At 63.2% G+C, this 14,590-nt stretch carries 14 protein-coding genes; 6 read left to right on the top strand and 8 right to left on the bottom strand.

All coding sequences use genetic code 11. The annotated features are described in order from the left end of the window. Positions 1-13: 13 nt before the first annotated feature. Positions 14-1,771, bottom strand: a complete 1,758-nt coding sequence (locus tag C0Z16_RS16155; RefSeq protein WP_102633126.1) for a cobaltochelatase CobT-related protein — start codon at positions 1,769-1,771, stop codon at positions 14-16. An 8-nt stretch (positions 1,772-1,779) separates the two neighbouring features. Continuing rightward, positions 1,780-3,009: an AAA family ATPase gene (locus C0Z16_RS16150; RefSeq protein WP_102633125.1), complete on the bottom strand. Its 1,230-nt coding sequence runs from the start codon at positions 3,007-3,009 to the stop codon at positions 1,780-1,782. 328 nt (positions 3,010-3,337) lie between these two features. On the opposite strand from C0Z16_RS16150, the gene C0Z16_RS16145 reads away from it, so the two are divergent. After that, the gene (locus tag C0Z16_RS16145) at positions 3,338-4,444 is read left to right on the top strand and encodes a porin (protein WP_102633124.1); all 1,107 of its coding nucleotides are present in this window, start codon (positions 3,338-3,340) and stop codon (positions 4,442-4,444) included. Positions 4,445-4,539: 95 nt separating this feature from the next. Here the strand turns inward: C0Z16_RS16145 and C0Z16_RS16140 are convergent, their stop codons facing one another. Continuing rightward, positions 4,540-4,752, bottom strand: a complete 213-nt coding sequence (locus C0Z16_RS16140; protein ID WP_102633123.1) for a hypothetical protein — start codon at positions 4,750-4,752, stop codon at positions 4,540-4,542. 188 nt (positions 4,753-4,940) lie between these two features. Here C0Z16_RS16140 and C0Z16_RS16135 point away from each other — a divergent pair, with 188 nt between their 5' ends. Beyond that, positions 4,941-5,186 carry a DUF6723 family protein gene (locus C0Z16_RS16135; protein WP_102633122.1) on the top strand — a complete coding sequence of 82 codons (246 nt, stop codon included), beginning with the start codon at positions 4,941-4,943 and terminating at the stop codon, positions 5,184-5,186. A gap of 38 nt (positions 5,187-5,224) precedes the next feature. On the opposite strand, the gene C0Z16_RS16130 is transcribed toward C0Z16_RS16135, so the two are convergent. Continuing rightward, positions 5,225-5,461 carry a hypothetical protein gene (locus C0Z16_RS16130; protein WP_102633121.1) on the bottom strand — a complete coding sequence of 79 codons (237 nt, stop codon included), beginning with the start codon at positions 5,459-5,461 and terminating at the stop codon, positions 5,225-5,227. A gap of 155 nt (positions 5,462-5,616) precedes the next feature. Between C0Z16_RS16130 and C0Z16_RS16125 the strand changes: the two genes are divergently transcribed. The 4 genes from C0Z16_RS16125 (at position 5,617) to tkt (ending at position 9,186) form a co-directional block, all read left to right on the top strand. After that, positions 5,617-5,877, top strand: a complete 261-nt coding sequence (locus tag C0Z16_RS16125; RefSeq protein WP_102633120.1) for a hypothetical protein — start codon at positions 5,617-5,619, stop codon at positions 5,875-5,877. A gap of 26 nt (positions 5,878-5,903) precedes the next feature. Further along, positions 5,904-6,074 (top strand): hypothetical protein, encoded by a 171-nt coding sequence (locus tag C0Z16_RS38170; RefSeq protein ID WP_167403528.1) that lies wholly within the window; start codon positions 5,904-5,906, stop codon positions 6,072-6,074. A 197-nt stretch (positions 6,075-6,271) separates the two neighbouring features. Then, the gene (locus C0Z16_RS16120; protein ID WP_102633119.1) at positions 6,272-6,817 is read left to right on the top strand and encodes a cupin domain-containing protein; all 546 of its coding nucleotides are present in this window, start codon (positions 6,272-6,274) and stop codon (positions 6,815-6,817) included. A gap of 284 nt (positions 6,818-7,101) precedes the next feature. Continuing rightward, on the top strand, positions 7,102-9,186 hold the full coding sequence (gene tkt, locus C0Z16_RS16110) for a transketolase (RefSeq protein ID WP_102633117.1): 2,085 nt from the start codon (positions 7,102-7,104) through the stop codon (positions 9,184-9,186). Between the two features lie 52 nt (positions 9,187-9,238). On the opposite strand, the gene zapE is transcribed toward tkt, so the two are convergent. The 4 genes from zapE to C0Z16_RS16090 form a co-directional block, all read right to left on the bottom strand. After that, positions 9,239-10,321, bottom strand: coding sequence for a cell division protein ZapE (gene zapE / locus C0Z16_RS16105; RefSeq protein WP_102633236.1), 1,083 nt, complete (start codon positions 10,319-10,321; stop codon positions 9,239-9,241). Positions 10,322-10,329: 8 nt separating this feature from the next. Further along, positions 10,330-12,663 carry a hybrid sensor histidine kinase/response regulator gene (locus C0Z16_RS16100; protein ID WP_102633116.1) on the bottom strand — a complete coding sequence of 778 codons (2,334 nt, stop codon included), beginning with the start codon at positions 12,661-12,663 and terminating at the stop codon, positions 10,330-10,332. A 4-nt stretch (positions 12,664-12,667) separates the two neighbouring features. Beyond that, on the bottom strand, positions 12,668-13,471 hold the full coding sequence (locus C0Z16_RS16095; RefSeq protein WP_102633115.1) for an alpha/beta fold hydrolase: 804 nt from the start codon (positions 13,469-13,471) through the stop codon (positions 12,668-12,670). 113 nt (positions 13,472-13,584) lie between these two features. After that, positions 13,585-14,487 carry a YihY/virulence factor BrkB family protein gene (locus C0Z16_RS16090; RefSeq protein ID WP_102633114.1) on the bottom strand — a complete coding sequence of 301 codons (903 nt, stop codon included), beginning with the start codon at positions 14,485-14,487 and terminating at the stop codon, positions 13,585-13,587. Positions 14,488-14,590 lie beyond the last annotated feature (103 nt).

Below are 14,590 nucleotides of genomic sequence, written 5' to 3'. Positions count from 1 at the left end.
TACAGCGCGAAAATCAACGCACGAGCAGCATCGAACTCAACACGGAGAACACCGTGGACGGCAACTCTGCGAGACGGCTGACCTCCACATTGTGCGGATAGAAGTCCTCGACGGCGTCGGTCAGCACGCCAATGCCCACCAGTTCGATGCCGCGCTTGCCGATCGCCGCGACGCGTTCGCGCAGATCGCTGCGCAGCACCTGCGGGTCGCCGTCGCCGGTCGACGGATAGCCGTCCGAGAACACGATCAGCATGCGCCGCTCGGCCGGATGATCGGCGAGCCGCGCGGCCGCCCATGCCAGCGCCTCGCCGTCCGGATTCTCGTGGCCGCAATCGATCGCGGCTATGCCGCTCAGATCGGTCGCGCCAAAGCGCTTGTACACCTTCAGATCGAGCCGCTCGACGAAGCGGTTATAGCGCCGCAAATCGGCGCCGGCCGCGCGCTGCCGCTCGTATAACTGCTTCATCGGCGCGGATTCGAGCGAGCAGTAGCCGAGCACTTCGCAATCGAACGATAACTGCGTGAGCGCATCGCAGAGCGCGCTTGCACACAGCCGCGCGAGTTCGATCTTGCGGCCCGCCATCGAACCGCTGCGGTCGATCAGCAGCGTAATCGCAACGTCGCGTCCCTTGGACGGCCGCTGCGTGCGGAACGGCGTGCGATAGCCCGGCGAAGTCGCGAGCCGCGCCAGCGCCGTGTGGTCGATCTCGCCGCGCTCCTGCTCGCGACGCCAGCGGGTGCGCTCGTCGGCGCTCAGCGCGCGTTCGAGCTTCTCCTTGAGCGGCGCCGTGTCCGCGCGGGCCTGCGCCCGCAGCTCGCGCCATGCGGCGTTGTCGCCCTGGCCGGTGAGATCGGCGATCACGTCGAATTCGGTGGCGAGCGGGATCGAAAGTTGGGGCCGCGCGAAGTCGCGCGGCGTGCCCGCTGCGCTGTCCGAACTAGCGGACGGCTGCCGTGCGTCGGCGAGAGATTGCCCCATGCCCACCGCGTTTTCCGCTTGCGAGCCGCCGCTTCGGTCGGACGGCGGCGAGGCAGCGCTCTCGTGATTGGGGAGCATCGCGTCGTCATCGAACGACGCGAACGATGCGGCTGCCGTGTCCGTTTCGATATCCTCGACGGGGCCGGCGGTGAATGTCATGGTGTTGACATCGCCTGCGGACAACGCGCGCACGCGGTCCACCAGGGCTTGCGCCGTCGCTATGCTATGCGCGGTCGAAACGCTCGCGCGGGCCTGCACGAGAATATCCTGCGCGGCATGCAACGCAGCCAGCAGTGAGTGGCTTGCCTCGGTCGCGCTGGGCTTTTCGTCCCACAGCGTGCGCTCGACCAGCCATACGAGCCCGTCGCGCCAATGTAGCGTTGGCCAACGCTGCTGCGCGCGCTCGGCGGCATGCGCGCGCAATTTGCCGATGAACCAGCGCGCGCCCGGATATTCGTCGAGCAGTTGAGCGCACACGCGACGGTCGTCGATCACTTGGGCGAGATTCGCCGCGACGCCCGACGGCAACGTGTCAAGTTGCGCGAGCGACGCATGCTTCGCGCGTGCCACGAGCAGATCCAGATAGCCAATCAGCACATCGCGCTCGATGCCGCCGTTCAGCTCGTAGTCGGGTATCACGATGCGGCCAGGCTCGACGCGCGGACCATCCGGACTGAACGCGACCGTCACGCCGTATTGTCCCGTCAGCACGCGGGCTATCTTGCCGAGCGTGGATTCGAACGCGAAGCCGCGCGTGTCCCGCGTTTGCCTCGGAGCATGCCTTGCGTTCATGGCGCGCGTCAGCCCGCCGGCGCAATGTGATGGCGAATGATGCCTCGAATCAACGCGGCGTCTTCGGGGCTCACCTTCGCATAGATCGCCGGGCCCGCGGCGCGTTCGGGGTCGCCTGTGCGCAGCATCAGCTCGGCCCAGTCGAGCAGGCGCCGGGTCGAGAACGCGCTCGACAGGTCTTCGCGTGCGAAGGCCGCGCGGCAGTCGGCGGCAATCGCGGCGAGCGTCGCGGCCAGCGCGCGCGTCATGTGCGGCGCCAGCGTGCGGATCAACACATCGGTTTCTTCAGCAGGCGACAGATAGTCGAGCAGATACACGCGCCAGCGATCGAGAAACGCCTCGTTCATCAGATTCGCGCCCTGGTACAAATGGCGGAACTGACTCATCGCGCCCACCGCGTTCGCGGTGGCGAACAGCCGAAACGATGGATGCGGTGCGACGATCTCATTGCCTTTCTCTTTCAGCACGAGACGGCCGTGCGGTTCGAGCACCGCGGTCAGTGCCGCGAGAATCGACGGCTCCGCAAAATCGATTTCGTCGACGATCAGCCACAGGCCCTCGCGCATCGCGGTCGGCAGCACGCCGTCGACCCATAGCGTTTCGCCGCCCTTGACCGTCCAGAAGCCGACAAAATCGCCGACGGTCGTCTGGCCGTTCATGTTCGAGCGCAGCACGCCGTGATGCGAACGCGCGGCGACCTGTTCGATCAGACTGGTCTTGCCCGCGCCCGTGTGACCGATCAGCATCACGCGCCGGTTTTCCACGATGTCTTCGAGAATGTCGTTAAAGCGCATCGAAAACAGATACGCGGGATTGATGCGCGGCACGAGCGGATTGTCGACACCGCAACGCACGTCGACATGACCGATGCGCACGCTCGTTTCATGCTCTTCACGCTGCCGGTGTTTGGCCGCCGAGGCCAGCGCCGCGGCGCGCTGCAACTCCGGCATGAAGGCGAGGCGATCAGCCGCAGACGCGGACGTTTCGCCAGCGGCATCGGCGGATTGCATCGCGAAGCCCTCGCGGCGCCATTTCTTCAGCTTCGCTCGCAGATTTTCCGCATCGACCACCAGGTCCATATCGACGGCACCCGGTCGGTCGCCTTCATCGACGCCATGTTCGAGCCGGTACGTCTCGGGCCGGTCCGCCACAGTCACGCGCCACCACTGCGCACCGGTCTCTGTCGCGCGTCGATAATGGCCAAGGTATTCGTCTTCGATCAGATCGGGCGCATTCATGGGGATTTGATGGGTGAAAGTGAAACCTTATAAAGCCGCAACGCATTCCATCTGGCTTCATGCCGATTGAGCCGCTATCTTAACTTGGCCGGCTTTCGATTCGCCGATGCAATGCCTGCGCGTGAAATCGAGTGCACGCGTCGCAAAAGTCTATTGCGCGAAACGAATAGTCGGTGAAGCGCCTATCGCCTATAGTTCGGCGGCAACGCGTGTAGTCTTTCAGCATCGCGCTCGCCGCCCGTTTGGCTCATCCCCGCAGTTCGCTTTGCTCCGTGCTTTGCCCCATGCTTTGCCCCGTACAGCGTCACAAGAAACTCACGGCAAGACAATGAGACTACACATAAAACTGGTGACCGCTCTTGCGGTGGCAAGTCCTCTTGCATACGGTCAAACGAGCGTGACGCTCTATGGCCGTCTGGATGCCGGCGTCGAGTATATGAATCACATTAACAATGGCGCGGGCGGAAGTGCGAGCCGTTGGCGCGCGGAAGGCGGCGATTGGGGCACCAGTATGCTCGGCCTCAAAGGCAATGAAGAACTGGGCGGCGGACTGAAGGCAATCTTCAACCTGGAAACCGGCCTGCAAGTGATGGACGGTACGACGAGCGGTGGACGTCTCTGGTCGCGGCGCGCATTCGTGGGTCTCAGCAGCCAGCACTGGGGCACGCTGCAAGCCGGCCGCAATCTGTTTATCGACAGCGACGGCGTGTGGGAATTCGATCCGTTCGTGCAGCAGGCCTTTTCATCGGCATCGCTCGTGCGTGGGCGCAACTGGCAGCAAACCAGCAATAACGTCGAATATCACAGCCCGGTGTTCTGGGGCTTCGACGTACAGGCGCAATATGCCTTCGGCAATCAGCCCGGCGCGTTCAACAGCGGCGCGAGCGGCGAGTTCGGCCGCTCCGACGGCATCATGCTGACCTATCATTCGCCACGCTTCGACGTGCGCGGCATCTACGACGAACTGCGCGACAGCAATGGCCGGTTCTCGAATATCTTTCAGAGCTCGCGCGAGTACTTCGTCGGTGCGAACGTCCATTTCGATGCGGTGAAGATTCAGGGCGCCTATACGCATTACTCGGCGCCGGATTCGCCGGCGGGAGTGCCGGATAGCGCCGACCATTACTGGCTAGGCGCGACCTACAACTTCCAGCCACGCTGGGCTGTAACCGCCGGCGGCTACTACGTGAAAGTCGGCGACGGCACCGGCAACGCCGCGCACGATCCCTCCGGTCACGCAATGATGTATGTGCTCGGCACGACCTACAACCTCTCGAAGCGCACGTTCGTCTACGGCACCGTCGGCTACGTGCGCAACAGCAGCAACGCGAACTTCTCGCTCGAAGCATCGCCGCGCGATTCGACTAGCAACACGAGTCCACTCGTCGGCGAATCGCAAACCGGCGCGTATGTCGGCATGCTGCATCAGTTCTGATGCGCAGCGTGAGTGTGTGGCGGCGGCATCGATAGCGCATCGCTAAAGAGCATTCGCCCGAGTGCGTCGTCGTTAGCGGCGTCATCGCACGCCCGTCATGCAAGGCGCTGTCGCGCACGCATCGGCGGCGGTTTCGCTGGCGGGTCGCCGTCGGGTGCGCCGGGCGGCGGGCCGCCAGGCTCGTCGTCGGGCGTGGGGGGCGGATCCGGATCGATGTTCGGAGGCGGTGGTGCCTCCGGATCAATCTCGGGCGGCATCGGCGTATGCATGACGAACGGCGGCACGTCATGCGTGTCTGACAGAGTCATCGTTACCTCCTATGTCTTCATGCGTGCAATGCGCATGCCACTCGCCATCCGTCCATCGCCTTTTGCGTAGCGCCTCTCCCGTGTGGAACGCCTATTGCTCGCTTCCGTGACGCACGATGCGAATGGCATTGCGCGGCAAAGCGTGGGTGCGATCGAACACTGAAAGTACAGGGACAAGGAATATACAAATGGCGCGACACAGGGCCGACGTCGCTGACGACGAGTTCGAGATTTACGCCAGCTATCACGGAACAGGCGACGGCCGTTACGTAGGTGGTCTCAAGGTCGTCAGAAAAGCGGACAGGAGGATTCTTTTCCCATTCGATGGCGCGCCTGAAATCGGGCCGTACGAGACCGCCGACGAGGCGCGCCGCGCCGCCATCGAATATGGCAGGCAGATCGTGGCGGCGGACCGCGCGTCGCCGGAGAAGTGAACGTTGAACGCTGCGTCGAGCGGTGCCCGAGCCACGTTTTAAGGCATTCCGCCGAGCGACGGCGAGATCGTGCTGCCGCGATTCGGATCGTCAGGATGTTCGTCCGGCACCGTGGGCCGCGCCGACACGGGCGGATGGCTGCGATAACACGCGTCGATCGAATCGTTCACTACGCACTGCGCGAAGGCATCCGCGTCGCTCTTCTGCGCGAACGTGTACAGCGTTCGTTCGACCTGCACTTCGGTGTCGGATACGCGAATTGTCGTGATCGTCATGGGGTTCTCCTTTTTACAAAGATGAATCCGGAGCTTCAGCTTTTTTCCCGCAATGGATGTGCCCAATACGCGTGCATACGCACCGGACCCACGCGGGACACGCAGGGTCCGTATGTTGCTGGAAATAAAAAGGTAGCCGATAAAAGGAGAGCGATATGCAGCCCGACACACCCCGCGAGAATTCCGACGCTCCCGAGGTTTCGCCGGAAGTGAAAGAGCGCAACAAGCCGAGCGGCACGCACTACGTGGAACCGAGTCCGCTCGGCATCGAGCCTGTCGTACAGACCGGCGTCGCGGACGAAACCAATCCGCGGCGCTCCGACCAGCATCCCGAGCAGACCGCCGAAGTGCCGCTCGGCACCGGCACCCACGGCGAACCCGCGGGCGGCGGCGGCCGCGCGTCGCACCAGAACTGATGCCGTCAAACTGAACGGAGAGACACATGCAACAGGACAACGAACCCCTGAACCCCGGCGATGAAGCGCCGCCCGACGCACCGGGCGTCGGTGAAGATATTTGCCGCGCTTGCCACGGCACCGGCAAGGTCGAAGGCACGCAATGCACGGTGTGTGGCGGCACGGGCAAAGTGCTGCAAGGCATCGGCGGTGGTTGAACCCATGCTGCCCAGCGCGCGTTGAACGCGGGGCAAAAGGCGCGTCCGGCATCGAGTGTCGACCATGTGGAAATGCGCGAGGCGGGCGCGGTTTGTGCGGCAGTGCAAAACGCGCCTCTCGCGACCGGCTCGTGCAACGCGGGCCCCGCCGACGCGCACCGCAAACTCGACGCCATTGCTACGCACAGGAGCCAACCATGCAGGAAGAGTTGAAGCACGCATTCGATGCGGTTCAAACCGAGTACGAAGCATTCATGCTGGAACCGCACGATTGGGTACCGAATAACCGCAAGCTGCCGGTCGTGATTTACCGGCAGGCTGTCGATCCCGCCATCGGCGATCTTGCCGCCGCGTTCGAACTGCTATTCGCTCGCAACCAATGGCCGCCGCAATGGCGCGACGGCATCTTCGACTACCATCATTTCCACTCGACCGCGCACGAAGTGCTCGGCGTCACCGAGGGTTCCGCTGACGTGATCGTCGGCGGTCCAGGTGCGAAGGTGGTGAGCGTTTCTGCTGGCGACGTGTTGCTGCTGCCGGCCGGCACTGGTCATTGCCTGAAATCGTTCGAGGGCCATTTTCGCGTTGTGGGAGCCTATCCGGCAGGGCAGCAGTGGGATATTCGACGTGACGCACTCACGCCGCAGGAACTCGCGGCAATGCACGCGCTGCCGTTTCCGCCGATGGACCCCGTCGACGGCAAGCACGGGCCGCTTTGCGAGCACTGGCTGAACGCGGCTTAGTGGCTGCGTCGCGCCGGTTTTGCACGCCGTGCTCGCGCCCATTGCCGTTCGCAGTGCGCCGCGGAAACCACGACGATTCGCAAGCTCGCTGAAAGACACGCCCGCATCAGCGCCAGCGCATGAGAGCCGCGATGCCACGCCGCGTGCACATTTGCGCGCATCGGCGCATCATCGACAAACCTTGCCGACTTCTTCATGCGTTGTTTCCCATGACCACCGTTCGCCGGCGACGTCGCGGCAGCGCGCGCCGGCCATATCCTCAACGGCCGAACAAGGAGTGTCCCATGCAAAACGATCCCGCCCTCGATCAGTTGTGCATCAATACGATCCGCACGCTGTCGATGGACGCCGTGCAAAAGGCGAATTCAGGCCACCCCGGCACGCCCATGGCGCTCGCGCCGGTCGCCTACCATCTGTGGCAAAACCATCTGCGTTACGACCCGGACGAGCCGTTGTGGCCGAACCGTGACCGCTTCGTGCTGTCGGTCGGACATGCGTCGATGCTGCTGTATTCGCTGCTGCATCTGGCGAACGTGAAGGCCGTTGACGAAGACGGCAAACCGACCGGCAAGCCCGCCGTCTCGCTCGAGGACATCGAGCGGTTCCGCCAGATCGACAGCAAAACGCCGGGGCATCCCGAGTACCGGATGACGACCGGCGTGGAAACGACCACGGGTCCGCTCGGCCAGGGCCTCGGCAACAGCGTCGGCATGGCGATGGCGGCGCGCTGGTACGAGAACCGCTTCAACAAGCCGGACGCGCCGCTGTTCGATTACCGCGTCTACGCGCTGTGCGGCGACGGCGACATGATGGAAGGCATCTCGCACGAAGCGGCCTCACTCGCGGGCCATCTGAAGCTGTCCAATCTGATCTGGATCTACGACAGCAATCGCGTGACGATTGAAGGCCACACGGATCTCGCCTATAGCGACGACGTGGAGAGCCGCTTTCGCGGCTACAACTGGCATACGCTGCATGTGAACGATGCGAACGACGCCGCCGCGTTCGAAGCCGCGCTCGTCGAAGCGAACAGCATTACCGACAGGCCGACGCTAATCGTGGTCAACAGCATCATCGGCTGGGGCGCGCCGCACAAGCAGGACACGGCGTCCGCGCACGGCGAGGCGCTCGGTGTCGAGGAAGTCGCGCTCGCGAAGAAGTTCTATGGTTGGCCCGAAGACAAATTTTTCTACGTGCCCGACGGCGTACATGAGCGTTTCGCCGCGGGCATCGGCGCGCGCGGCAAAGCGGCGCGGGAGCAATGGCAGGCGAAATACGACACGTACAGCAAGCAATATCCGGAACTGTCGCGCGAGTTCGCGCAGATGGAGGCGCATGAATTGCCAGTGGGCTGGGACACCGACATTCCCACTTTCGATGCGGACCCGAAAGGCATGGCGTCGCGTGAGTCGTCGGGCAAAGTGCTCAACGCGATTGCCGCGCGTGTTCCGTGGATAATCGGCGGCGCAGCCGACCTCTCGCCATCCACGAAAACGAATCTGAAATTCGAAGGTGCGGGCAGTTTCGAATACGACAACTACGGCGGCCGTAATCTGCATTTCGGTATTCGCGAGCATGGAATGGGCGCCGTGGTCAACGGCCTCGCGTTGTCGAATCTGCGTCCGTACGGTGCGACGTTCCTCATTTTTAGCGACTACATGAAGCCGCCGATCCGCCTGTCGGCGATTATGGAAGTCGAGGCGATCTATGTGTTCACGCACGACTCGATCGGCGTCGGCGAAGATGGTCCGACGCATCAGCCGATCGAGCAACTGGCGTCGCTGCGAGGCGTGCCCGGTCTTACCGTGCTGCGTCCCGGCGACGCGAACGAAGTGGCCGAAGCATGGCGCGTCGCGCTCACGCAGCGGCGGCGGCCGGCGTGCATTGTCGTGTCGCGGCAGCCGCTGCCCACGCTGGACCGTAGCCGCTATGCGCCGGCGGCCGGCGTGCAAAAGGGCGCTTATGTGCTCGCCGATGCGCCCGACGGACAGAAGCCGCAAGTGATCCTGCTCGCAACGGGCAGTGAGTTGTCAATATGCGTCGACGTCTATGAGAAGTTGAAGGGCGAGGGCATCGCTGCACGCGTAGTCTCGATGCCGTCATGGGATATTTTCGAGCGGCAGGACGACGCGTATCGGGACGCCGTGCTGCCGCCCGAAGTCGACGCGCGCGTGGCGGTCGAGCAGGCAGCCACGCTTGGCTGGGACCGCTATGTGGGCCGGCTCGGTGCGCAAGTGGTCATGCATACGTTCGGCGCGTCGGCGCCGCTTGCCGATCTGAAGAAGAAGTTCGGCTTTACACCGGAGCGTGTATACGAAGCGGCCAAACAGCAGATCGCGCGGGTTCAGGGCAAGCGCAGCCAGGAGTAGTGCATTCGTGCGCTTTGAACAAACCGGCGGTGTTTCAAAGCCGCCGGTTTTTTTATCGTCCCGGGTGACTTGCGTCCATCGCGTTGTCGAGCGTGCTGCGATAAGCGCGCGATTGCATTTCGGCGAGCCGGCTCCGCGTTCTCGAAAGATCATGTGCGCCTTCGAGTCCGCGCAACGCAGTCTGAATCGGCTGATCCGACGCAATGAACAGCGCGCGCTTACGGTCGTAGAAAATATCGACGAGCCACACGAACCGCTGCAACGTGTGCGATTTCGTGAGCCACTCTGTCTGCACGTTATCGACAATGAGCCCATGCCATCGTTCGGCGAGATCGAGATAGTCGAGATGCGAACGGCTCGCCACGCACAGATTGTCAAAGTCGGCCCACAACACTGCCGCGCCCACCCCACGTGCGGCGAGCGGGCGGCCCGCGGCGCTGACCTTCGCGGGTTCCAATGCGCCGCTGCTTTCATGGCGTAGGAAGACTTGCCGCAGCGCGTTGCTAGTCGATGCGTCGAGCGGCGAGAAGAAACGCGGCGTTTCATGCGTTTCGCCGCCGAAACGATAGTCGCGTGCACCATCGAAATGAATCACGTGGAAATGCCGCTTGATCTGCTGGATGGTCGGCGCGAAACGTTCGTGAAACTCGGGATCGGACAGCAGACCGTCGGGCGCATAGTTCGACGTCAGCATGATGTGTGTGCCGAGTTTGATCGCAGTGTCGAGAAAGCGGCCCATCAGAAAAGCATCGGCAATGTCGTGCACATGAAATTCGTCGAAGCACAACAGCTCGATTCCGTGGAGCCATTGCTTCGACACCGAACCGAGCCGGTCGTCGCCACGCGGCTCGCTCACGAGGCGCCGGTTCATCTCACGTAGAAATTCGTGGAAGTGCAGGCGCCGCTTGCGGCAGTTCGCCAGTTCGAACACGGTATCGACTACGAGACTCTTGCCGCGCCCAGGCATTCCGTGGCAGTAGACGCCCTGATATTGCTGCGAGCCAACGCGGCCCACCGTCGTGCCGAACGCCGAGCTGAACATGGCGACCAGCGCCGCGATGGCATCGCGCTGCTTCGCATCAGGCATGATGTTGCGTGCGGCGAGGCTGCGTGTGACCTGAGCTTCGTCAAGCATGCGCGAGTTCATCCGCTCTGCTGTCCGCTCAGCACCCGCTGCAGTTCGTTGGGATCGACCGGCTTCGTGAAGTGATGATCGAAGCCGGCTTCCACGGCAGTCTGCTTGTCCTGCTGCTGGCCCCAACCTGTCACCGCGATCAGCCGGATGCCCGCCTCGGGATAATCGCGGCGAACGCGGCGCGCCACTTCGTAGCCGTTGAGCAGCGGCAGGCCGATGTCGAGAATCACCGCCTGTGGGGCGAATTCGGCGATCAGTTCGAGACCCGCGATGCCGTCGCTGGCCGTGCGCACGTCGTGGCCCTCGAGTTCGAGCACCATCGCGAGGCTCTCGGCGGCGTCCGCGTTGTCGTCGACGATCACAATCCGCAGGCCGGTGGCCGGCGGCTTCTCTGGCTGCGTCGTGTCAGCCGGCGCATCGGCGGCACTCGACAACGGCAGGCGAATCACAAACTCGCTGCCCGCGCCCGGACCGCCGCTGAATGCCGCGACCGTGCCGCCGTGCAATTCCGCGAGGCCGCGCACCAGCGCGAGGCCGATGCCGAGTCCGCCTTGCGAGCGATCGAGCGCGGGCGCGAGTTGCGAGAACATTTCGAACACGCTGTTCAGATGTTCGCGAGGAATGCCGATGCCCGAATCGCGCACCACGATCACGGCCTCGTTGCCCTCGCGTCGCGCGGCAAGCGAGATGCTGCCGCCAGGCGGCGTGTACTTGGCCGCGTTGTTCAGCAGATTGAGGATCATTTGCGAAAGACGCGTGGGATCGGCGTCGAGAAACAGCGGCTCGCCGGGCAATGTCACGCTCAAATGATGCTCGGAGGCCTGCACGGTGGCACGCGCGGCTTCCATCGCGGATTGCATCGCGCGTGCGAGTTCGAGGCGCTGCTTGCGCAATTCGAGCTTGCCCTGCGTAATTCGCGAGACTTCCAGCAGGTCGTCCACGAGATGCGTCATATGTTGCAATTGGCGGGAGAACACGTCGCGCGACCAGTTCAATTGCGGGTCGTCGAATTCTTTTGCACGCAGAATTTCGAGGACGTTGCGCATCGGCGCAAGCGGATTGCGCAGTTCATGCGCGAGCGTGGCGAGAAATTCGTCCTTGCGACGATCGGCCTTCGAGAGTTCGAGGTTAAGCCGCGTGAGTTGCTGTTCGGCGCGCCGCCGCTCGGTAATGTCACGATTGATGCTGACCGCGCCGTAGATGTCGCCACGCGCGTTGGCGAGCGGCTTGACCACGGTTTCGCAGACGCCGCGCGAACCGTCGTGCCGCACGAACGGCAGCTCGCCGCGCCAGGTGCCGTACGCGCCGAGACCCGCGAGCACTTCGCGGCGAATACGCACTGCGTCTTCGGGCGGCAGGAAGATCGAGACCGGCTTGCCGAGAACCTCGCGCATGCGATAACCCAGCATGCGTTCGCCGCCGACGTTGAAGTCGGTGATATTGCCGCGCAAATCGGTGATCACGATTGCGTCGTTCAGATGCTCGAAAATCGCGGCCTGGCGCAGCAATACGGTCTGCGCCTGCTTGCCCTCGGTAATGTCGATGCCGAGGCCGTAAATCATCAGCGGCTCGCCCTCGTCGTCGTAGGTGGCGCGGCCGCGGCCTTCCATCCAGCACCAGTCGCCGCTCGCATGCAGGAAGCGGAACTCGGCGACGTAGTCCTCCCGGCTTCGCACCGCGTGATCGACGGCTTCGTTCAGCGCAAGCAGATCGCCCGGGTGGATCAGTTCGAAAAAGCCGCGCGGCGTGTTGGCTAAACGTCCTTCAGCGTAACCCGCGAGCGCTTCCAATTCGCGGCTCCACCAGAATTTGCCGGTCTTCGGTTCGTGCGACCACGCGCCCATGCGCGCGCCGCGCATCGCGAGACTCAACACGTCGCGGCTTTCCTGCAACTCTCTTTGCGCCCGCTGATGGGCGGCCACGGACGCCTCGGCATTACGCCGCGCGAGCAATAGCTCCTGCTCGTACTTATGACGATCCGCGACGATCAGCACCGCCACTTCGAAGTAGCTCTGTTCGCCATGAACGCGGCGCACGGCATTGAGCAGCGTCGGCACCGTACGGCCGTCGCGATGCATCATGTTCAGCTTGACTTCGGCGACCGAGCCTTGCATCTGCAGAAGCGGCGCCCAATGCGTCTGAAAGAACACCTTGCCGCCGGCGGTGAGCAGGTCCTGAAGACCGACGCCTTGCGAGAGTTCTGCGGCGCCATAGCCGAGCCATTTGCAGAAGGTCGCGTTGGCGCGCACGATGCGGCCGTCGGGATCCGTGACGACGAGCCCGCAGGCGGCGTGCTCGAACAGCGCATCGGCTAAGGGCAAGGTGCGGTCGGTCCCTTGCATTGCTTTAAAGGCCTGCCGTGGCGAGGAAATCGCCAATGGCCTCGGCGCTTGCGCGAGGCGCGCTCAGATGCGGACAGTGGCCGTTATTCTCGACGACGCGCAGCGTGCTGTCGGGCATCGTGCGCTGCATGTACTCGCCGACCGCGCGCGGCGCAATGATGTCCTCGCTTGCTTGCAGGATGAGCGTGGGCGTCGGGTTAAAAGGCAGCATCTTGCGATGATCGGATAGAAACGTGACGCGCGCGAACTGTGCGGCGATACGCGGATCGGTGCGGCAAAAGCTATTGGTCAATTCAACGCTGAGTTCCGGCTGATCCGGCGCGCCCATGATGGTGGGAGCCATTGCGCTCGACCAGCCGAGATAGTTGCTGTCCAGTGTGATGAGCAGGTCGTCGATGTCCTCGCGCGTAAAGCCGCCGTGGTAGTCGCCGTCGTTCACATAGCACGGCGACGGGCTCACCATCACCTGCGCGGAAAAAAGCCGCGGCGCCTCGATAGCGGCAATCAGACCGATCATCGAACTCACGGAATGCCCGACGAATACAACGGGTTCGTCCGCCACTTCGCGGACGATCTCGATGACGTCGGCGGCATAGCCGTGCAGCGAGTCGTATTTGTCGGCGTCGTACGCGGATAGATCAGACGATCCGCTGCCAACATGATCGAACAGCACGATGCGGTAGTCGTCATGAAACGACGGTGCGAGGCGGCGCCACATGCTCTGGTCGCACCCGAAGCCATGCGCGAGCACCATGGTGCGGGAGCCGTTGCCGGAAATCTTTACGTGATTGCGCTGGATGATGCTCATTCTCGAGTCCTGGAGCCTGCCGGGATGGAAGCCGCGGATGCGCTCGGTCCGGCATCAGACAGAATGGTACCGCAGTCTCGCGGCGCGGCCGTTGCCGGACCGCTGACGAAGGATCAGCCGGTCTTTATCGGCTGCTTTGGCGCGCCGCCCGGCTCGAGGCCGAAGCGCTCGTACTGGGCAATTACCTGCGCGCCGAACAGCAGCAACGTGGCAAGCCATTCGAGGCTGAACAGAATGACGATCGCCATGGTGAGCGATCCGTAGACCACGCTGACCTGCGAAAGCGTCGCGAAGTACCAGACCAGCACATGCCGTGTGATTTCCCACAACACGGCAGCGACGACGCCGCCGAACAGCGCATGCTTAAGCGATGGCCGTCCGACCGGCATCACCATATAGATCGACGTCAGGACGAAAACCTCGCCCGCGAGACCTAGCAGATACAACATCACGCGCGATGGACCTTGCAGCGAAATATGCGTGCCCAACAGATCGACGCCTTCGGCGCCCACGGCTTCGAGTCCGCTCGAGACCAGCGTGACAAGCAGCGCGCCGACACCGAGAAACAGAATGTAGCAATACGGCAGCAGCGCCGAGAGCAAAAAATGCCGCCGCCGTATGACCACACGATGAACAAAAATCAGCGACATCGCGTTTTCCAGTACGGTAAACGCGAGCGAACTGAAGAACAGCATCGTGATGAACAGCACCCAGCCGACCACCGCGCGATGCTCAAGAAAATTGGCGAGTTCATGCACGAGCGCGCGCGATTGACCCGGCACGAGCCATCGCAGCAAATGCCCCAACGCGGCGAGCAAAGTGTGTTGCGGCACGATGCGCGACAGTGCGATGACGATGAGGATCATCAGCGGCACGATGGAGAGCAACGCGTAATACGCGACCGCGCCGGCGAGCAGCAATCCCTGGTTGGCGCGAAACGCCTTGAGCGTGTCGAGCGTAAACCTGCCGGGATGTTTCGCGACGTACAGCGCGTGCTTATCGATGATGGAATTCATGGTCCTCGCCACTCGCATGCCGATGTGCTTACGCGTAGTTAAGCAAGAAAGTCGCCACGTTGTGCGACGCGGGTAGTGCCGCGGCGGCGGCCCAGGAATGGCC

It is taken from the genome of Paraburkholderia rhynchosiae (assembly GCF_002879865.1).
GTDB lineage: Bacteria > Pseudomonadota > Gammaproteobacteria > Burkholderiales > Burkholderiaceae > Paraburkholderia > Paraburkholderia rhynchosiae.
Note: the sequence above shows the minus strand (reverse complement) of the source record. Positions and strands in the feature narration are given on the sequence as shown.